Genomic DNA, 20,521 nt, shown 5'->3' with positions numbered 1-20,521 from the left:
CAAATCACCCAGAGAATTTATTCTTCATGGCTAACTTGAACTTGAAATTTGGCTTCTATTTTTTAGTAAATATATTTTATGAAAATGCAAGAAAACACTTGACAAGCAACTTAGATATCGTTATAATTATACAAAATTAACAGAGGGGTTGTTTATTTATGAAATCAAAAAAATGGATATTTGTTTTATGTAATTTTCTTGCAAGTTTCTTCTTAGTAGCTTGCCAGTCAGGTTCTAATGGTTCTCAGTCAGCTGTTGAGGCCATTAAGCAAAAGGGGAAATTAGTTGTGGCAACCAGTCCTGACTATGCACCCTTTGAATTTCAATCATTGGTTGATGGAAAGAACCAGGTAGTCGGTGCAGACATCGACATGGCTCAGGCTATCGCTGATGAACTTGGGGTTAAGTTGGAAATCTCAAGCATGAGTTTTGACAATGTTTTGACCAGTCTTCAAACAGGTAAGGCTGACCTGGCAGTTGCGGGAATTAGCGCTACTGACGAGAGAAAAGAAGTCTTTGATTTTTCAATCCCTTACTATGAAAACAAGATTAGTTTCTTGGTTCGTAAGGCTGATGTAGAAAAATACAAGGATTTAACTAGCCTTGAAAGTGCTAATATTGCGGCTCAAAAAGGGACTGTTCCAGAATCAATGGTCAAGGAACAATTGCCAAAAGCTCAATTAACTTCCCTAACTAATATGGGTGAAGCAGTCAATGAATTGCAGGTTGGAAAAGTAGATGCTGTTCATATGGATGAGCCTGTTGCACTTAGTTATGCTGCTAAAAACGCTGACTTAGCTGTCGCAATTGTCAGCTTGAAGATGAAGGACGGCGACGCCAATGCCGTTGCTCTTAGAAAAAATAGTGATGATTTGAGAGAAGTGGTAGACAAGGTCATCCAAAAACTCAAGGATGAAGGAACTTACCAAAGCTATCTTGAAAAAGCAGCAAGTCTAACTGAAGTTGAAGAATAAGAAAAAGCAGAGTTGGATGTCATTCCAATTCTGCTTTTAAATAGTTTAAAACCTTTTCCAGATTGTCTAGGGACACCTTGGCAAATTGATAAGGACAGGTGCTTAAATAGGCCTCTTCAAAGAAGTCCAAGCCTAGTTGACTGTGTTTGAGATTGGCGATTTTAGGATACTGTCTCAGGTCTAGCAATAAACCATCGTGAAGAGGAAAATGAGGAAGAGGACAGGGGCTGTAAGCTAGTCTTTCCTTGATTTGTTTTTGGTAAGTTTCTTGATTATTCAAGCGAGTCAGACGATTTTTCTCAAACAATTGACTATCGATATAGAGTGATAAGGCCTTTTGCATGATGAGGTTGCTGTCGTAGTCTAGGATATTTTTGTAGGCCACAAATGCTTCTTTGATAGCATTTGGAAGAATGAGTGCTGTAATACGAAGGGCTGGAAAGAGGCTGGTCGAGAAGGACTTGATATAAATGACACGCTCCTCTGTATCAAGATAGTGGAAGGTTTGGCCCTTCTTGGAGTCCAAATCACCCAGATAATCGTCCTCTACGATATAGACATCATACTTGGCTGCTAAGTCAAGAATAGCTCGTTTGTCCTGCTCAGAATAGGAATGGCCTAGAGGATAGTGAAATCGAGGAATGGTATAGAAAAACTTAATTTTTCCTGTTTTGAAGTGGCCTTCCAGTTCCTTCAAGTCAATCCCATCAATGCCTCGTTCAATCGTTTGATAGTCCAGACCCTGAGCAATCAAGAGGCGATTCATTCGATGGTAGGTCGGTTGTTCCACCAAGATTTCCTTGGCTTGGCTAGGGAAGGAAATTTGAGAAAGGATAAACAAGGCTTGTTGGGTTCCAGAAGTCAGTACCAGTTGGTCAGCCTTGCAGTAGAGGGCTTGGTCAAAGAGGAGTTGGTGAATGGATTGTCTTAAGTCTTCTAAACCTTCTTGATTTTCATAGTAGTTGAAGAGGTAGTTTTCCCGGCCAATCAAAGTTTCATTGACACAGAGTCGGAAATCGTCATAGGCGCTGGCGTGTTCATCCGTAACCTCGATTTCGAGGTCTTGGTGTTGCCCTTGTTCTAGGACATAGTAGCCACTCTGGGGCTTGGCATAGAGGTATTGTTCGTGCCGTAATTCCAGCAGGGCGCGCTGAACGGTGTCCTTGCTACAGTGAAAGTCAAGGCTTAGTTGACGGATAGAAGGCAGGCGACTTCCCGTCGGAAAGCGTCCAGACTCGATACCATTTTTCAGATAGGAAACGACCTCTTGGTACTTGCTTTGTTTCTTCATTCCAGACCTCCCTTGATTTTGTTACATTGTACCCTTTTTTTTCCTTCTTGGCAATATCTAGGGTGTTTCTCTCGTTCACATCTAAGAGCAAATGTGGTATACTTAGGAGTAAGATTTATAGAATAATACTCTTCGAAAATCTCTTCAAACCACGTCAGCTTCGCCTTGCCGTAGATATNNCAGCCTGCGGCTCGCTTCCTAGTTTGCTTTTTGATTTTCATTGAGTATAACAAACAAGAAAGAGAATGGTTAAGAACGTGCAGGAACCAGTGAAATTATTTCAATACAATACCCTTGGAGCCTTGATGGCTGGCCTTTATGGTGGGACCATGACAGTAGGAGAATTGCTAGAGCATGGAGACCTTGGTTTGGGAACCTTGGATTCCATTGATGGGGAATTGATTGTCTTGGATGGCAAGGCTTATCAAGCCAAAGGCTCAGGAGAGCAACCGGAAATTGTAGAAGTATCACCAGATGCCCTTATTCCTTACGCAGCAGTAGTACCACATCAGGCAGAGGTCATTTTCCGCCAGCGCTTTGAGATGACAGACAAGGAATTGGAAGAACGGATTGAGTCTTATTATGACGGGGAAAATCTTTTCCGCTCTATCAAGATTCGTGGGGAATTTTCACATATGCATGTGCGCATGATTCCTAAGTCGGCACCAGATACCAAGTTTGCTGATGTCGCAACCCATCAACCTGAATATAGTCGTGACAATGTGGCAGGAACCATCGTTGGTTTCTGGACGCCAGAGATTTTCAATGGGGTCAGTTTGGCAGGATATCATCTACATTTTATCTCAGATGATTTGACCTTCGGTGGGCATGTTATGGACTTTGTTATCAAGGAAGGCATTATCGAGGTGGGAGCTATTGACCAGTTGGACCAACGTTTCCCAGTCCAAGACCGTCAATACTTGTTTGCTAAGTTCAATGTTGACGAGATGAAAAAAGATATTGAAAAGGCAGAATAGGAGAAGAAAATGACCATTCATATTATCATTACCATGGTGCTGTTACTGGCTTTCTTGATAGGGAGCATTTGGTATTCCAAAAAGAAATATAAGATTAATTTAGCTGTTTTGGGCTTGGGGGCCGTAGCCTTCTTTGTCTCTTCACAGATTTTGGAAAAACTGGTGCATATCTTAGTTTTGCATCCTCAAAAAGACGGTAGTATTGCCCTCTTGCAAGATCATCCAATTGTCTATATCATCTATGGCCTAGCCATGGCAGCATTTTTTGAGGAAACTGCTCGTCTTGTTTTCTTCAAATGGTTGGAGAAAAAGAGAAGTTTGGAAAAGGCAGACGCCTTGGCCTATGGGTTAGGGCATGGTGGTTTGGAATTAATTTTCCTAGGCCTTGCTAGTTTACTCAATCTCTACATCGTGCTTTCGGCGGTTCAAACGCAGGATCCACAGGTCATGCAATTACTGTCTGAAAATATGTTGAAAACCATTCAGTCGCTATCAGTCTGGCAGATTTATTTGCTTGGTTTTGAGAGAATCTTGGCGCTTGGTTTCCAATTACTCTTGACTGTTTGGGTTTACCAAGCTGTTCGCCAGAAGAAATGGATTTATCTCCTAGCGGCCTATGGCCTACATGCCTTCTTTGACCTGGCACCATCTCTTGCCCAAGTTGGTTGGTTGACCAATCCAGTCTTGGTTGAAGTTGTCCTAGCACTTGAACTTGTTCTGCTTGCCTATGGAACAAAGGCTATCTTTTGCAAAAAATCATAAGAAAAAGGGGGAAACCTCTTTTTCTCTTCAAAAATAGCATAAAAATCTAGTTATCCGCATAAAAACTGGACTTATCACACTTTATCAAGGTCAAAACCACTCAATTTACTACTAATTTACTACTTATGAATGAGCTTTGATACGACGATTTATCCTTGAAAAGTGAAGATATAAAGATACTTCCAATAAAATTTGAATATTTAATAGGTAGACACTTCAAAAAATGAGGTGTCTATTTTTTTACCCGATTTTGAAAGGAAGTGAACTTATGAAAACAAAAAATCAAGAATCAAAAGGTCGTTCCCCACTCTTTAAGACCATCAAACATTCATTCAGCCAATAAAAAAGAAAGGATAGGTAAAAATATGGAACTTAAATTTGTGATTCCCAACATGGAAAAAACATTCGGCAATTTAGAATTTGCTGGCGAGGATAAAGTCGTTCAGCGAAGAATCAACGGACGGCTAACTGTCTTATCAAGAAGCTATAATCTCTATTCTGATGTTCAAAGAGCAGATGATATTGTGGTGGTGCTTCCTGCTGAAGCTGGCGAAAAACATTTCGGCTTTGAGGAACGTGTGAAGTTAGTCAATCCACGTATTACCGCAGAGGGCTACAAAATCGGCACTCGTGGTTTTACAAATTACCTTTTACATGCTGACGACATGATAAAAGAATAAAGAAAGAGAGGAAAAATGATGAGATTAGCAAATGGCATTGTATTAGATAAAGACACGACTTTTGGAGAATTGAAATTCTCTGCTCTACGTCGTGAAGTGAGAATCCAAAATGAAGACGGGTCGGTTTCAGATGAAATCAAGGAACGTACCTATGACTTAAAATCCAAAGGACAAGGACGCATGATTCAAGTAAGTATTCCTGCCAGCGTGCCTTTGAAAGAGTTTGATTATAACGCACGGGTGGAACTTATCAATCCCATTGCGGACACCGTTGCTACTGCCACCTATCAAGGAGCAGATGTTGACTGGTATATCAAGGCAGACGATATTGTGCTGACAAAGGATTCTAGTTCATTCAAAGCTCAACCACAAGCAAAGAAAGAACCGACACAAGACAAATAGTCGCTAGGTAGAAAGGAGACTTTTTCGCATGAAACAGCGTGGTAAAAGGATTCGCCCATCTGGTAAAGATTTAGTCTTTCATTTTACGATAGCGTCACTCCTGCCTGTTTTCCTGCTGGTTGTCGGACTGTTTCATGTGAAGACAATCCAGCAGATCAACTGGCAGGATTTTAACCTATCACAAGCAGATAAGATTGACATTCCCTATTTAATTATCAGTTTCAGTGTCGCAATTCTTATCTGCTTGCTGGTAGCGTTTGTATTCAAACGGGTTCGCTATGATACGGTTAAACAACTTTACCACCGTCAAAAACTGGCAAAGATGATACTTGAAAACAAGTGGTATGAATCTGAACAGGTCAAAACAGAGGGTTTCTTTAAAGATAGTGCTGGTCGTACAAAGGAAAAGATAACCTACTTCCCTAAAATGTATTATCGACTTAAAAATGGCTTGATACAGATACGGGTGGAAATCACGCTGGGAAAATATCAAGACCAACTCTTACACTTGGAAAAGAAATTAGAGAGTGGCTTGTACTGTGAGCTGACGGATAAAGAGTTAAAGGATTCCTATGTGGAATATACTTTGCTCTATGACACCATAGCCAGTCGTATTTCTATTGATGAAGTAGAAGCTAAAGATGGTAAACTTCGCTTAATGAAAAACGTATGGTGGGAATATGATAAGCTCCCTCATATGTTGATTGCTGGTGGTACAGGTGGCGGTAAAACTTACTTTATACTGACACTGATTGAAGCCTTGCTTCATACAGATTCAAAACTGTATATTCTTGACCCGAAAAATGCTGATCTTGCGGACTTAGGTTCTGTGATGGCAAATGTCTACTATAGAAAAGAAGACTTGCTTTCTTGCATTGAAACATTCTATGAAGAAATGATGAAACGTAGTGAGGAAATGAAGCAGATGAAGAACTATAAGACTGGCAAAAATTATGCTTACTTAGGTCTCCCGGCACACTTCTTAATCTTTGATGAATACGTCGCTTTCATGGAAATGCTGGGAACAAAAGAAAACACCGCAGTTATGAATAAGCTGAAACAGATTGTCATGTTAGGTCGTCAAGCTGGCTTCTTTCTAATACTGGCTTGTCAACGTCCAGACGCAAAATATTTAGGCGACGGAATCCGTGATCAGTTTAATTTCAGAGTGGCTTTAGGTCGTATGTCTGAAATGGGCTATGGCATGATGTTTGGCAGTGACGTACAAAAGGATTTCTTCTTAAAGCGAATCAAAGGTCGTGGCTATGTTGATGTAGGAACAAGTGTCATATCAGAGTTTTATACTCCCCTTGTACCAAAAGGATATGATTTCTTGGAGGAAATTAAAAAGTTATCCAACAGCAGACAGTCCACGCAGGCGACGTGCGAAGCGGAAGTCGCAGGTGTGGACTGATCTTGCTGGCTGGTGTGGCAATAGCCACGCCAGCACTTAACCCCCCGTATCTAACAGGGGGGTACAAATCGACAGGAAACAGTCAAAAAAACATTAGAAAATCCTTTGGTTACAAGGGATTTACAAAATTTCAGCGTATGTCAAATGGGCTTTAAAAGTTGACATACGCCTTTTTGATTGGAGGGATTTTTACTGAATGAACAAACTTGGTTACAGCATTTAAAAGAAAAACGCTTGGCTTATGGACTATCTCAAAACCGTTTAGCTGTTGCGACTGGTATTACAAGGCAGTATCTAAGCGATATTGAAACAGGAAAAGTCAAGCCATCAGAGGATTTACAGCAGTCCCTTTGGGAAGCTCTGGAACGCTTCAATCCCGACGCTCCCCTTGAAATGCTGTTTGATTATGTAAGAATTCGCTTTCCGACAACAGACGTACAGCAGGTGGTCGAAAACATCTTACAACTGAAACTGTCCTATTTTCTTCATGAGGACTATGGTTTCTATTCTTATTCAGAGCATTATGCTTTAGGCGACATATTCGTCCTTTGCTCCCATGAACTGGACAAAGGAGTTCTGGTGGAATTGAAAGGTCGTGGGTGCAGACAATTTGAAAGCTATCTTCTGGCACAACAAAGAAGCTGGTATGAGTTCTTTATGGACGTTTTGGTGGCTGGCGGTGTGATGAAACGCCTTGACCTTGCCATTAACGATAAGACAGGGATTTTAAATATCCCTGTACTCACTGAAAAGTGCCAACAGGAAGAATGTATCTCCGTCTTCCGCAGTTTTAAAAGCTATCGCAGTGGCGAACTGGTACGCAAAGAGGAAAAGGAATGTATGGGAAACACCCTCTATATCGGTTCATTACAAAGTGAAGTTTATTTCTGTATCTATGAAAAGGACTACGAGCAGTACAAGAAAAATGATATTCCCATTGAAGACGCAGAAGTAAAAAACCGTTTTGAGATTCGATTGAAAAATGAGCGTGCCTATTATGCAGTCCGTGATTTACTCGTCTATGACAATCCAGAGCATACCGCCTTTAAAATTATCAATCGGTATATCCGTTTTGTAGATAAAGACGATTCCAAACCTCGTTCTGATTGGAAACTGAATGAAGAATGGGCTTGGTTTATTGGGAACAATCGTGAACGATTAAAACTAACCACAAAACCAGAGCCTTACTCCTTCCAAAGGACGCTGAACTGGCTATCTCATCAAGTTGCCCCGACCTTAAAGGTTGCGATTAAACTTGATGAAATCAACCAGACGCAGGTTGTAAAAGACATTCTCGACCATGCGAAACTGACAGACCGACACAAGCAGATTTTGAAGCAACAGTCAGTAAAAGAACAGAACGTGATAACAACAAAAAAATAACTCAAATACAAATTCATTGAATATAGAGAGGAGAACATTTTTATGAATTTTGGACAAAACCTTTATAACTGGTTTCTATCAAACGCTCAATCACTGGTGCTTTTAGCAATCGTTGTGATTGGCTTGTATCTTGGCTTCAAGCGTGAGTTTAGCAAACTGATTGGCTTTTTAATTATTGCGATTATTGCGGTTGGCTTAGTCTTCAACGCTGCTGGAGTAAAAGACATTTTACTAGAGCTATTCAATCGCATTATTGGTGCTTAAATAAAACCGTTCTTTTGTGGAATATAAGTGGTTTTCTTATGTTCCGCAAAGGAATGGTACACCAAACGAAGTGCGGTAGGGATTTTTGAATCTCTACAAAGAAAGGACGTGAATATATGGACGATATGCAAGTCTATATTGCGAATTTAGGCAAATACAATGAGGGCGAATTGGTCGGTGCGTGGTTTACCTTTCCCATTGACTTTGAGGAAGTCAAAGAGAAAATCGGCTTGAATGATGAATATGAGGAATACGCCATTCATGACTACGAGTTACCCTTTACGGTTGACGAATACACTTCCATTGGCGAACTCAATCGACTATGGGAAATGGTATCGGAATTACCCGAAGAATTACAATCGGAGCTATCTGCTCTGCTCACTCATTTTTCAAGCATTGAAGAACTAAGCGAACATCAAGAGGATATTATCATTCATTCCGATTGTGATGATATGTATGACGTGGCACGCTACTACATTGAAGAAACGGGTGCTTTAGGCGAAGTACCAGCTAGTCTTCAAAACTATATTGATTATCAAGCCTATGGTCGGGATTTAGACCTTTCAGGAACGTTTATCTCAACCAATCATGGGATTTTTGAAATCGTCTATTAAATCTGTCGGTACATTACTACTGGCAGATTTTCTATTTTACGGGGTGGCTCAATCAGCTACCCCTATTTTTTATGAAAGGATTGATTACATGAAGAAAATACGAAGCTATACCAGTATCTGGTCTGTGGAAAAGGTACTGTATTCTATCAATGATTTTAGACTTCCGTTTCCCATAACCTTTACGCAAATGACATGGTTTGTCGTGTCACTCTTTGCAGTGATGATACTTGGCAACTTGCCCCCTCTTTCCATGATAGAGGGAGCATTTCTCAAATACTTTGGGATTCCTGTGGCTTTCACATGGTTTATGTCTACAAAAACTTTTGATGGTAAAAAGCCTTATGGATTTTTGAAGTCTGTCATTGCTTATGCACTGCGACCAAAGCTGACCTATGCAGGAAAAAAAGTAACGCTTGGCAGAAACCAGCCACAAGAAGCCATTACAGCAGTTAGGAGTGAATTTTATGGCATATCCAATTAAATACATTGAAAACAATCTCGTCTGGAATAAAGACGGGGAATGTTATGCTTACTATGAGCTTGTTCCTTACAATTACTCATTTCTAAGTCCAGAACAGAAAATACAAGTGCATGATTCTTTCAGACAGCTTATCGCACAAAATCGTGATGGCAAAATTCATGCTTTACAAATCAGTACAGAATCCAGCATACGTTCTGCACAAGAGCGTTCCAAAAATGAAGTCACTGGCAAGCTCAAAGCGGTTGCCTATGACAAAATCGACCAACAGACAGACGCTTTAATATCCATGATTGGCGAAAATCAAGTGAACTACCGTTTCTTTATCGGCTTTAAGTTGCTTCTCAACGATCAGGAGTTTTCTATGAAAAGTCTTACCGTTGAAGCAAAAAATGCTTTGTCTGATTTTGTCTATGATGTGAACCATAAGCTGATGGGCGATTTTGTTAGTATGAGTAATGATGAAATCCTGCGTTTTCAGAAGATGGAAAAGCTCTTAGAAAATAAAATCTCTCGTCGTTTCAAAATCCGCAGGTTAGATAAGGACGACTTCGGCTATCTGATTGAACACCTTTACGGACAGACAGGCACTGCCTATGAAGAGTATGAGTACCATCTATCAAAGAAAAAGCTGGATAATGAAACGCTGATTAAATACTATGACTTGATTAAGCCTACTCGCTGTTTGGTGGAAGAAAAACAGCGATATTTGAAAATCCAGCAGGAAGATGAAACCGTCTATGTAGCTTACTTTACCATTAACAGCATTGTCGGAGAACTGGACTTCCCGTCCTCTGAAATCTTCTACTACCAGCAACAGCAATTTACATTCCCGATTGATACGTCAATGAATGTGGAAATTGTAGCGAATCGTAAAGCCCTATCTACTGTCCGCAATAAAAAGAAAGAACTGAAAGACTTGGATAACCACGCTTGGCAAAGTGATAATGAAACCAGCTCCAATGTGGCGGAAGCTCTGGAAAGTGTGAATGAGCTGGAAACCAATTTAGACCAAAGCAAGGAATCTATGTACAAGCTGTCTTATGTGGTAAGGGTATCAGCAAATGATCTTGACGAACTCAAACGTCGTTGTAATGAAGTGAAAGATTTTTATGACGATTTAAGCGTAAAACTGGTACGACCATTTGGGGATATGCTCGGCTTACATGAAGAATTTTTACCTGCCAGCAAGCGTTATATGAATGATTATATTCAATACGTGACCTCTGATTTCCTCGCTGGTTTAGGTTTTGGTGCTACTCAAATGCTGGGGGAAAATGAGGGGATTTATGTTGGCTACAGCTTAGATACTGGACGCAATGTCTATCTGAAACCTGCTCTTGCCAGTCAAGGGGTTAAGGGTTCAGTAACCAATGCGTTAGCGTCGGCTTTTGTTGGTTCGCTGGGTGGTGGTAAATCCTTTGCGAATAACCTTATCGTCTATTATGCGGTGCTTTATGGGGCACAAGCAGTGATTGTAGACCCAAAAGCAGAACGTGGCAGATGGAAAGAAACCTTGCCAGAGATTTCCCATGAAATCAATATCGTCACTCTGACTTCTGATGAGAAAAACAAAGGCTTACTTGACCCTTATGTGATTATGAAAAATCCCAAAGATTCTGAATCACTGGCTATTGATATTCTGACATTCCTTACGGGGATTTCCTCTCGTGATGGGGAACGCTTCCCAATCCTTAGAAAAGCCATTCGTGCAGTAACCAATAGTGAAGTACGAGGGTTGATGAAAGTGATTGAGGAATTACGGGTTGAGAATACGCCACTAAGTACCAGTATAGCCGACCATATCGAAAGTTTTACAGACTATGACTTTGCACATTTATTATTCAGTAATGGTTATGTGGAGCAGTCTATCAGCTTAGAAAAACAACTGAACATTATACAGGTTGCGGACTTGGTACTTCCCGACAAGGAAACTTCCTTTGAGGAATATACCACTATGGAGCTTTTATCCGTTGCTATGCTGATTGTCATTAGTACCTTTGCTTTAGACTTTATCCATACAGACCGAAGCATTTTCAAGATTGTAGATTTAGACGAAGCATGGAGCTTTTTACAGGTAGCACAAGGAAAAACACTATCTATGAAGCTGGTTCGGGCTGGTCGTGCTATGAACGCTGGGGTATATTTCGTGACCCAAAATACAGACGACCTCTTAGATGAAAAACTGAAAAATAACCTCGGCTTAAAATTTGCATTTCGTTCCACTGACCTTAACGAGATTAAAAAGACCTTAGCCTTTTTTGGTGTAGACCCAGAGGACGAAAACAATCAGAAGCGATTGCGTGATTTGGAAAACGGGCAATGCCTTATCAGTGATTTATATGGTCGTGTCGGTGTGATACAGTTCCACCCTGTATTTGAAGAACTGCTCCATGCCTTTGATACCAGACCACCTGTGCGAAAAGAGGTGTAAATGTGAAACCATCAATAGTAAACAGAATAAAATCAAACTGGACGCTGAAACGTCTAGGTAAAGTGGCAATGACAGTGGCTTTCACACTTGTGATTGCCATTTTTCTTTTAGCCATGCTGGGAACGGTGGTTCAAGCTGCGGGCTTGGTAGATGATACGGTCAATGTGGCAAATGAATACAGCCGATACCCACTTGAAAACTATCAACTGGATTTTTATGTGGATAATAGCTGGGGCTGGCTTCCGTGGAACTGGTCGGACGGGATTGGAAAACAGGTCATGTATGGACTATATGCCATTACCAATTTTATTTGGACAATCAGTTTGTATGTTTCCAATGCGACAGGTTACTTAGTACAGGAAGCCTATTCCTTAGACTTCATTTCCGCTACAGCAGATTCCATTGGTAAGAATATGCAGACCTTAGCTGGTGTGAGTGCAAACGGATTTTCAACAGAGGGTTTCTATGTTGGATTCCTCTTACTCTTGATTTTGGTTCTTGGGGTTTATGTTGCCTATACGGGACTGATAAAGAGAGAAACCACAAAGGCAATTCATGCCATTATGAATTTTGTGCTGGTGTTTATCCTATCGGCTTCCTTTATTGCCTACGCTCCCGACTACATTAAAAAAATCAATGACTTTTCATCAGACATCAGTAATGCCAGTTTATCACTTGGCACGAAGATTGTCATGCCCCATTCCGATAGTCAAGGCAAGGACAGCGTGGACTTAATCAGAGATAGCCTGTTTTCCATACAGGTTCAGCAACCGTGGCTACTGCTTCAATACAACAGTTCAGACATTGAAAGTATCGGTATTGACCGTGTGGAAAGCCTGCTCTCCACCAGCCCAGATTCCAACAATGGCGAAGACAGAGAAAAAATTGTTGCGGAAGAAATTGAAGACAGAAGCAATACCAATCTAACCATTACAAAGACCATTAACCGTTTAGGTACAGTCTTCTTCCTATTTGTCTTCAATATTGGGATTTCCATATTTGTATTCCTATTAACAGGAATCATGATTTTCTCGCAGGTACTTTTTATCATCTATGCTATGTTTCTGCCTGTGAGCTTTATTTTAAGCATGATTCCATCATTTGATGGTATGTCAAAACGAGCCATAACAAAGCTCTTTAATACCATTTTGACACGAGCTGGAATCACATTGATTATTACGACAGCATTTAGTATTTCAACCATGCTCTATACCTTATCGGCTGGTTATCCGTTCTTTTTGATTGCTTTTCTACAGATTGTGACCTTTGCAGGAATCTACTTCAAGCTGGGCGATTTAATGAGTATGTTTTCTCTACAGAGTAACGATTCTCAAAGTGTGGGAAGTCGTGTGATGAGAAAACCTCGTATGCTTATGCACGCTCACATGCACCGTCTACAGCGGAAACTTGGACGTTCCATGACTACTCTAGGGGCTGGGTCTGCCATTGTTACAGGTAAAAAAGGACAGTCGGGTTCGGGGAGTTCTGCAAGGACACAAGCAGATCACTCCCGACCAGACGGAAAGGAAAAATCAACACTTGGAAAACGTATCGGTCAAACCATCGGTACAGTAGCTGATACCAAAGACAGAATGGTAGACACTGCTAGTGGTTTGAAAGAACAGGTTAAAGATTTGCCGACCAATGCAAGATATGCAGTATATCAAGGAAAATCCAAAGTAAAAGAGAATGTCCGTGATTTAACCAGTAGTATTTCTCAAACCAAAGCGGACAGAGCCAGTGGACGCAAGGAACAGCAGGAACAAAGGCGAAAAACCATTGCGAAGCGTCGCTCTGAAATGGAACAGGTCAAACAGAAAAAACAGCCTGCTTCTTCTGTTCATGAAAGACCGACTACAAGACAAGAACAATATCATGATGAACAGACCTCAAAACAGTCTAATATTCAGACTTCATATAAGGAATCTCAACAAGCCAAACAAGAGCGTCCAGCAGTTAAGTCCGATTTTTCAAGTCCAAAAGTGGAACGCCAAGGCAATACCGTTCAAGAAAAAACCGTTCAAAAGCCAGCAACTTCAACCACTACAGCAGATAGAACTTCACAACGTCCAATCACAAAAGAACGTCCGTCTACTGTTCAAAGAGTACCACTACAAAATACAAGAAGTAGACCACCAATCAAAACCGCCACCATTAAGAAAGTCGGTAAGAAACCATGAAGTTGAAAACTTTAGTGATTGGTGGTTCTGGATTATTCTTGATGGTCTTCTCACTGCTTCTGTTTGTTGCCATTTTATTTTCAGATGAACAGGACAGCGGAATTTCCAATATTCATTATGGAGGTGTGAATGTTTCCGCAGAAGTGCTGGCTCATAAGCCTATGGTAGAAAAATATGCCAAAGAATATGGCGTTGAAGAATATGTCAACATACTTCTTGCGATTATACAGGTGGAATCGGGCGGTACTGCGGAAGATGTTATGCAGTCCTCGGAATCCCTCGGTCTTCCACCTAATTCATTGAGTACAGAAGAATCCATTAAGCAAGGTGTGAAGTATTTCAGTGAATTATTAGCCAGTAGCGAAAGGCTCAGTGTAGATTTAGAATCGGTTATCCAGTCCTACAATTATGGTGGTGGTTTCTTAGGGTATGTGGCTAATCGTGGAAATAAATATACCTTTGAACTGGCTCAAAGTTTCTCAAAAGAGTATTCAGGTGGCGAAAAAGTGTCTTACCCCAATCCCATAGCCATACCTATCAATGGGGGCTGGCGATACAACTATGGCAATATGTTTTATGTGCAACTGGTAACGCAGTATCTTGTCACAACAGAGTTTGATGATGATACGGTACAAGCCATCATGGACGAAGCACTGAAATATGAGGGCTGGCGATACGTTTACGGTGGAGCTTCCCCGACTACTTCTTTTGATTGTAGCGGACTGACACAATGGACGTATGGAAAAGCTGGAATTAACTTACCACGAACCGCACAACAGCAATATGATGTGACCCAGCATATCCCACTATCGGAAGCACAAGCTGGCGATTTGGTTTTCTTTCATTCTACCTATAACGCTGGCTCTTATATTACTCATGTTGGGATATACCTTGGCAATAACCGTATGTTTCATGCAGGCGACCCAATCGGTTATGCCGACTTAACAAGCCCCTACTGGCAACAGCATTTAGTGGGAGCAGGACGAATCAAACAATGAGAAAGGAAGATTTAATGATGAAATTTAGAAAAAATCAGAATAAAGAAAAACAGATACCAAAGGAAAAGAAACCTCGTGTCTATAAGGTCAATCCTCATAAAAAGGTTGTGATTGCCTTGTGGGTACTTTTAGGGCTTAGTTTCAGCTTTGCGATATTCAAGCACTTTACAGCTATAGATACTCATACTATTCACGAAACAACTATCATAGAAAAGGAATACGTTGATACTCATCATGTAGAAAATTTTGTAGAGAACTTTGCGAAAGTCTACTATTCATGGGAGCAATCCGATAAGTCCATTGATAATCGAATGGAAAGTCTAAAAGGCTATCTGACAGATGAACTTCAAGCTCTCAATGTTGATACAGTACGCAAAGATATTCCTGTATCGTCTTCTGTAAGAGGATTTCAGATATGGACGGTAGAGCCAACTGGCGACAATGAGTTTAATGTAACCTACAGTGTAGACCAGCTCATTACAGAGGGAGAAAATACAAAGACCGTCCACTCTGCTTATATAGTGAGTGTCTATGTAGATGGTTCTGGAAATATGGTACTGGTTAAGAATCCGACCATTACCAACATACCTAAGAAATCAAGTTATAAACCAAAAGCCATTGAAAGTGAGGGGACGGTTGATTCCATTACAACCAATGAAATCAATGAGTTTTTAACGACGTTCTTCAAGCTCTATCCTACAGCGACAGCCAGTGAACTTTCCTACTATGTGAATGACGGGATATTAAAACCAATCGGAAAAGAGTACATCTTTCAAGAACTGGTAAATCCTATTCACAATCGTAAGGATAATCAAGTCACGGTATCGCTGACAGTGGAGTATATCGACCAGCAGACCAAAGCAACGCAGGTATCTCAATTTGATTTGGTACTTGAAAAGAACGGGAGTAATTGGAAGATTGTAAAATAACAAATATTGGTACATGATTACAGATACTTTGTAATCATGTACTCTTTTTGATAAAAAATTGGAGATTCCTTTACAAATATGCTCTTACGTGCTATTATTTAAGTGACTATTTAAAAGGAGTTAATAAATATGCGGCAAGGTATTCTTAAATAAACTGTCAATTTGATAGCGGGAACAAATAATTAGATGTCCTTTTTTAGGAGGGCTTAGTTTTTTATGCCCTTTTGGGTTTTTGAATGGAGGAAAATCACATGAAAATTATTAATATTGGAGTTTTAGCTCATGTTGATGCAGGAAAAACTACCTTAACAGAAAGCTTATTATATAACAGTGGAGCGATTACAGAATTAGGAAGCGTGGACAAAGGTACAACGAGGACGGATAATACGCTTTTAGAACGTCAGAGAGGAATTACAATTCAGACAGGAATAACCTCTTTTCAGTGGGAAAATACGAAGGTGAACATCATAGACACGCCAGGACATATGGATTTCTTAGCAGAAGTATATCGTTCATTATCAGTTTTAGATGGGGCAATTCTACTGATTTCTGCAAAAGATGGCGTACAAGCACAAACTCGTATATTATTTCATGCACTTAGGAAAATGGGGATTCCCACAATCTTTTTTATCAATAAGATTGACCAAAATGGAATTGATTTATCAACGGTTTATCAGGATATTAAAGAGAAACTTTCTGCCGAAATTGTAATCAAACAGAAGGTAGAACTGTATCCTAATATGTGTGTGACGAACTTTACCGAATCTGAACAATGGGATACGGTAATAGAGGGAAACGATGACCTTTTAGAGAAATATATGTCCGGTAAATCATTAGAAGCATTGGAACTCGAACAAGAGGAAAGCATAAGATTTCAGAATTGTTCTCTGTTCCCTCTTTATCATGGAAGTGCAAAAAGTAATATAGGGATTGATAACCTTATAGAAGTTATTACTAATAAATTTTATTCATCAACACATCGAGGTCCGTCTGAACTTTGCGGAAATGTTTTCAAAATTGAATATACAAAAAAAAGACAACGTCTTGCATATATACGCCTTTATAGTGGAGTACTACATTTACGAGATTCGGTTAGAGTATCAGAAAAAGAAAAAATAAAAGTTACAGAAATGTATACTTCAATAAATGGTGAATTATGTAAGATTGATAGAGCTTATTCTGGAGAAATTGTTATTTTGCAAAATGAGTTTTTGAAGTTAAATAGTGTTCTTGGAGATACAAAACTATTGCCACAGAGAAAAAAGATTGAAAATCCGCACCCTCTACTACAAACAACTGTTGAACCGAGTAAACCTGAACAGAGAGAAATGTTGCTTGATGCCCTTTTGGAAATCTCAGATAGTGATCCGCTTCTACGATATTACGTGGATTCTACGACACATGAAATTATACTTTCTTTCTTAGGGAAAGTACAAATGGAAGTGATTAGTGCACTGTTGCAAGAAAAGTATCATGTGGAGATAGAACTAAAAGAGCCTACAGTCATTTATATGGAGAGACCGTTAAAAAATGCAGAATATACCATTCACATCGAAGTGCCGCCAAATCCTTTCTGGGCTTCCATTGGTTTATCTGTATCACCGCTTCCGTTGGGAAGTGGAATGCAGTATGAGAGCTCGGTTTCTCTTGGATACTTAAATCAATCATTTCAAAATGCAGTTATGGAAGGGATACGCTATGGCTGTGAACAAGGATTGTATGGTTGGAATGTGACGGACTGTAAAATCTGTTTTAAGTATGGCTTATACTATAGCCCTGTTAGTACCCCAGCAGATTTTCGGATGCTTGCTCCTATTGTATTGGAACAAGTCTTAAAAAAAGCTGGAACAGAATTGTTAGAGCCATATCTTAGTTTTAAAATTTATGCGCCACAGGAATATCTTTCACGAGCATACAACGATGCTCCTAAATATTGTGCGAACATCGTAGACACTCAATTGAAAAATAATGAGGTCATTCTTAGTGGAGAAATCCCTGCTCGGTGTATTCAAGAATATCGTAGTGATTTAACTTTCTTTACAAATGGACGTAGTGTTTGTTTAACAGAGTTAAAAGGGTACCATGTTACTACCGGTGAACCTGTTTGCCAGCCCCGTCGTCCAAATAGTCGGATAGATAAAGTACGATATATGTTCAATAAAATAACTTAGTGTATTTTATGTTGTTATATAAATATGGTTTCTTGTTAAATAAGATGAAATATTTTTTAATAAAGATTTGAATTAAAGTGTAAAGGAGGAGATAGTTATTATAAACTACAAGTGGATATTGTGTCCTGTATGTGGAAATAAAACACGATTAAAGATAAGGGAAGATACTGAATTAAAAAAATTCCCCCTCTATTGTCCGAAATGCAGACAAGAAAATTTAATTGAAATAAAGCAGTTCAAAGTAACTGTGATTACAGAGCCAGACGCAAAGACGCAGAGCCGATAAAATGAGATTAATACAATCTCATTTTATCGGCTCTTTCCGTTATGTATGGATTCTTTTAATTAGTCTTCGATGTTTCTTGCTTCGTTGATACCGCTGGCTAAAGATTCCATTAAGGATAGTTCTTTGTCTGTAAAGCTATCCATGTATTTCTCTATCTGTAATCGTCGGGTGCTTTTTACCAAGTTATTAGCAGGTAAGAAAAATTCATCAACGGAAACATGAAGTAACGATACAAGGTCATAAAGAACTTGTATGCTGGGGTGTTGCCCTTTATTTTCAATATTAGTTAAGTACCGTGGGTCAATTTCAATCAATGCTCCCACTTGTTCACGAGTTAAACCTCGTTTCAATCGAGCTTCTTTAATGGCTAAACCAAAGGCTCTAAAATCATATTTATCTTCTTTTTTACGCATAGTAGACCACCTCTATACATTTTATTGTTCCTACTGAATTAAAAACAGGTATAGAAAAACGTGTTATATGGTTTATAGGTTTATATTTAATAAAAAGCACTACTAAACGCCAATAAAAAAAACCGTTATATGGTAGTGCTATTTACGCTGTTAAAATATTGTATATTACTTCCAAATGGCGGTTTGTTGGAGGTCAACGTCGCCATGAAGTACATCATATACAATAAATTTCCTTACATTGGGTTCTTGTCAAAAAAAGTCGTCTATCTGCAATAGATAAGTACGTCCACCAATGTGGTTTTATAAATCATATAGATAGAATAACAGAAGCATGTAAACAGAGAAATAAATCTGTTTATATGCTTTTTTGGCTATTCAGAACTTTTTTACAAAGTTTATTTATCAGTAATGCAACAAATCCCCCTTTCACATTGGGACTAAGAGTGAAAGGAGATAAACGAGCAAGGCTCACTTCCTTTCCTAGACAGAAAGGGGGTGAGAAACATGAAACCATCTTCTTTTCAGACCACAATAGAAAATCAGTTTGACTATATCTGTAAACGTGCTATGGAAGACGAGCGAAAGAATTATATGCTTTATCTTTCAAGGATTGCAAAGCGTGAGGTGTCCTTTTCGGATGTTGGCGATTATCTTGTTAGCCAGTTTGCGACAACAGATAACTATTCAACTGACTTTCAGATTTTTACACTCAATGGGTTATCAGTAGGCGTTGAAAATGATTTGTTGAGTGAAGCATTACGTGAGTTGCCAGACAAGAAACGTGAAATTCTACTGCTGTTTTACTTTATGGACATGAGCGATTCAGAAATTGCAGACCTGTTGAAATTGAACCGTTCTACTGTCTATCGGCATAGAACCAGTGGACTAGCCTTAATTAAAAAGTTTATGGAGGAATTTGAAGAATGAAAACACAATATCCTATGATTCCCTTTCCTCTCATTGTAAAGGCAACAGATGGCGATACCGAAGCGATTAACCAGATTCTACATCATTACAGAGGGTACATAACGAAGCGTTCCCTACGACTTATGAAAGATGAATATGGCAATCAAAGTATGGTCGTTGATGAAGTCTTACGTGGAAGAATGGAAACCAGACTGATTACAAAGATTTTGTCATTTGAAATTAAGTAATATCCTCTCTCCTTTCGTGGAAGCGTGCTAAACCATTCCACGCTTCCCGAACAGGGAGGTTTGTTATTCCACCAAAGCATATTGAGCTTTCAATGTGTTTTGATAGGCTAACGAGCCATTGTTCTTTGAAAACTGAATAAAAGTAATCGAATACGTTTCGATAAGAAAAGAGCCAACGGAACTAACCGCCATGACCTATCTTATAAAGATAGCGAGCGATTCATGTTAGTGATCCGAGAAGCAATCTTTAGCAGGATTGCCTGCAACGACATTCTTATCGTGATAATGATACTCCCATACAGTCAATAGTCCGAGCGTGATAAAACCGTCGCAGGCAATGAGTATGGCTACATGAGAACCATGCAGGGGTGGAACTCCCGTGAGCTTTGCTAAAGCTGTTCGATTGCTGGTAAAACAACTTTTATGAAATCCAAATAAGTGATTTGGAAAGGAGGATTTTATGAAGCAGACTGACATTCCTATTTGGGAACGTTATACCCTAACCATTGAAGAAGCGTCAAAATATTTTCGTATTGGCGAAAACAAGCTACGACGCTTGGCAGAGGAAAATAAAAATGCAAATTGGCTGATTATGAATGGCAATCGTATTCAGATTAAACGAAAACAATTTGAAAAAATTATAGATACATTGGACGCAATCTAGCGTCGCCAAAGGGTCTTGTATATGATAAAATAGTATTAAGTCGTATCAAGGCT

23 protein-coding genes are annotated in these 20,521 nt (G+C 39.5%); 20 read left to right on the top strand and 3 right to left on the bottom strand.

Annotated elements, in window-relative coordinates; all coding sequences use genetic code 11:
* Nucleotides 1-158 precede the first annotated feature (158 nt).
* Nucleotides 159-974 carry an ABC transporter substrate-binding protein gene (locus HT723_RS08200; protein WP_050261700.1) on the top strand — a complete coding sequence of 272 codons (816 nt, stop codon included), beginning with the start codon at nt 159-161 and terminating at the stop codon, nt 972-974.
* Nucleotides 975-993: 19 nt separating this feature from the next.
* Here the strand turns inward: HT723_RS08200 and HT723_RS08195 are convergent, their stop codons facing one another.
* Complete coding sequence (locus HT723_RS08195; protein ID WP_000744852.1) at nt 994-2,265, bottom strand: PLP-dependent aminotransferase family protein; 1,272 nt, start codon at nt 2,263-2,265, stop codon at nt 994-996.
* Between the two features lie 245 nt (nt 2,266-2,510).
* Between HT723_RS08195 and budA the strand changes: the two genes are divergently transcribed.
* The 16 genes from budA (at nt 2,511) to HT723_RS08115 (ending at nt 18,237) form a co-directional block, all read left to right on the top strand.
* Nucleotides 2,511-3,242 carry an acetolactate decarboxylase gene (gene budA / locus HT723_RS08190; protein WP_172928955.1) on the top strand — a complete coding sequence of 244 codons (732 nt, stop codon included), beginning with the start codon at nt 2,511-2,513 and terminating at the stop codon, nt 3,240-3,242.
* Between the two features lie 9 nt (nt 3,243-3,251).
* The gene (locus tag HT723_RS08185; RefSeq protein WP_172935009.1) at nt 3,252-4,004 is read left to right on the top strand and encodes a YhfC family glutamic-type intramembrane protease; all 753 of its coding nucleotides are present in this window, start codon (nt 3,252-3,254) and stop codon (nt 4,002-4,004) included.
* 365 nt (nt 4,005-4,369) lie between these two features.
* On the top strand, nt 4,370-4,684 hold the full coding sequence (locus HT723_RS08180; protein ID WP_000420682.1) for a YdcP family protein: 315 nt from the start codon (nt 4,370-4,372) through the stop codon (nt 4,682-4,684).
* A gap of 15 nt (nt 4,685-4,699) precedes the next feature.
* Entirely contained in the window at nt 4,700-5,086 is a 387-nt protein-coding gene (locus HT723_RS08175; protein WP_000985015.1) for a YdcP family protein, read from the top strand.
* Nucleotides 5,087-5,114: 28 nt separating this feature from the next.
* Complete coding sequence (locus HT723_RS08170) at nt 5,115-6,500, top strand: FtsK/SpoIIIE domain-containing protein (RefSeq protein WP_000813488.1); 1,386 nt, start codon at nt 5,115-5,117, stop codon at nt 6,498-6,500.
* A gap of 2 nt (nt 6,501-6,502) precedes the next feature.
* Nucleotides 6,503-6,655 (top strand): hypothetical protein, encoded by a 153-nt coding sequence (locus HT723_RS08165; protein WP_000879507.1) that lies wholly within the window; start codon nt 6,503-6,505, stop codon nt 6,653-6,655.
* 22 nt (nt 6,656-6,677) lie between these two features.
* Nucleotides 6,678-7,883 carry a MobT family relaxase gene (mobT, locus tag HT723_RS08160; RefSeq protein ID WP_172935008.1) on the top strand — a complete coding sequence of 402 codons (1,206 nt, stop codon included), beginning with the start codon at nt 6,678-6,680 and terminating at the stop codon, nt 7,881-7,883.
* 42 nt (nt 7,884-7,925) lie between these two features.
* On the top strand, nt 7,926-8,147 hold the full coding sequence (locus HT723_RS08155) for a hypothetical protein (RefSeq protein WP_001009056.1): 222 nt from the start codon (nt 7,926-7,928) through the stop codon (nt 8,145-8,147).
* Nucleotides 8,148-8,263: 116 nt separating this feature from the next.
* Nucleotides 8,264-8,761, top strand: coding sequence for an antirestriction protein ArdA (locus tag HT723_RS08150; protein WP_000342539.1), 498 nt, complete (start codon nt 8,264-8,266; stop codon nt 8,759-8,761).
* Between the two features lie 88 nt (nt 8,762-8,849).
* Nucleotides 8,850-9,242: a conjugal transfer protein gene (locus HT723_RS08145; RefSeq protein ID WP_000723888.1), complete on the top strand. Its 393-nt coding sequence runs from the start codon at nt 8,850-8,852 to the stop codon at nt 9,240-9,242.
* Nucleotides 9,226-11,673 carry an ATP-binding protein gene (locus HT723_RS08140; protein WP_000331160.1) on the top strand — a complete coding sequence of 816 codons (2,448 nt, stop codon included), beginning with the start codon at nt 9,226-9,228 and terminating at the stop codon, nt 11,671-11,673. The genes HT723_RS08145 and HT723_RS08140 overlap by 17 nt, the downstream gene beginning before the upstream one ends.
* Nucleotides 11,674-11,675: 2 nt before the next feature.
* On the top strand, nt 11,676-13,853 hold the full coding sequence (locus HT723_RS08135; RefSeq protein ID WP_000804748.1) for a membrane protein: 2,178 nt from the start codon (nt 11,676-11,678) through the stop codon (nt 13,851-13,853).
* The gene (locus HT723_RS08130) at nt 13,850-14,851 is read left to right on the top strand and encodes a bifunctional lysozyme/C40 family peptidase (protein ID WP_000769868.1); all 1,002 of its coding nucleotides are present in this window, start codon (nt 13,850-13,852) and stop codon (nt 14,849-14,851) included. The genes HT723_RS08135 and HT723_RS08130 overlap by 4 nt, the downstream gene beginning before the upstream one ends.
* Entirely contained in the window at nt 14,848-15,780 is a 933-nt protein-coding gene (locus HT723_RS08125) for a conjugal transfer protein (RefSeq protein ID WP_001224319.1), read from the top strand. Before HT723_RS08130 ends, HT723_RS08125 begins: the two co-directional genes overlap by 4 nt.
* 251 nt (nt 15,781-16,031) lie before the next feature.
* Nucleotides 16,032-17,951 (top strand): tetracycline resistance ribosomal protection protein Tet(M), encoded by a 1,920-nt coding sequence (gene tet(M), locus HT723_RS08120; protein WP_000691736.1) that lies wholly within the window; start codon nt 16,032-16,034, stop codon nt 17,949-17,951.
* Nucleotides 17,952-18,069: 118 nt separating this feature from the next.
* Nucleotides 18,070-18,237: a cysteine-rich KTR domain-containing protein gene (locus HT723_RS08115; RefSeq protein ID WP_000336323.1), complete on the top strand. Its 168-nt coding sequence runs from the start codon at nt 18,070-18,072 to the stop codon at nt 18,235-18,237.
* 59 nt (nt 18,238-18,296) lie between these two features.
* Here HT723_RS08115 and HT723_RS08110 read toward each other — a convergent pair whose 3' ends face one another.
* Nucleotides 18,297-18,650 (bottom strand): helix-turn-helix transcriptional regulator, encoded by a 354-nt coding sequence (locus HT723_RS08110; protein ID WP_001227347.1) that lies wholly within the window; start codon nt 18,648-18,650, stop codon nt 18,297-18,299.
* Nucleotides 18,651-19,154: 504 nt separating this feature from the next.
* Here HT723_RS08110 and HT723_RS08105 point away from each other — a divergent pair.
* A complete protein-coding gene (locus HT723_RS08105) occupies nt 19,155-19,577 on the top strand; it encodes a sigma-70 family RNA polymerase sigma factor (RefSeq protein ID WP_000804885.1) in 423 nt (140 codons plus the stop codon).
* A complete protein-coding gene (locus tag HT723_RS08100; protein ID WP_000857133.1) occupies nt 19,574-19,804 on the top strand; it encodes a helix-turn-helix domain-containing protein in 231 nt (76 codons plus the stop codon). The genes HT723_RS08105 and HT723_RS08100 overlap by 4 nt, the downstream gene beginning before the upstream one ends.
* 225 nt (nt 19,805-20,029) lie before the next feature.
* Here the strand turns inward: HT723_RS08100 and HT723_RS11625 are convergent, their stop codons facing one another.
* Entirely contained in the window at nt 20,030-20,281 is a 252-nt protein-coding gene (locus HT723_RS11625) for a hypothetical protein (protein ID WP_001845478.1), read from the bottom strand.
* Here HT723_RS11625 and HT723_RS08095 point away from each other — a divergent pair.
* Nucleotides 20,265-20,468, top strand: coding sequence for an excisionase (locus HT723_RS08095; protein WP_000814511.1), 204 nt, complete (start codon nt 20,265-20,267; stop codon nt 20,466-20,468). The two genes, HT723_RS11625 and HT723_RS08095, sit on opposite strands and share 17 nt — an antisense overlap.
* Nucleotides 20,469-20,521: the final 53 nt, after the last annotated feature.

Origin of the sequence: Streptococcus sp. 2106 (assembly GCF_013277315.1) — a bacterium.
In the GTDB taxonomy this organism is placed as follows: Bacteria; Bacillota; Bacilli; order Lactobacillales; family Streptococcaceae; genus Streptococcus; species Streptococcus pseudopneumoniae.
This window is presented reverse-complemented; position numbering and strand designations above follow the sequence as displayed.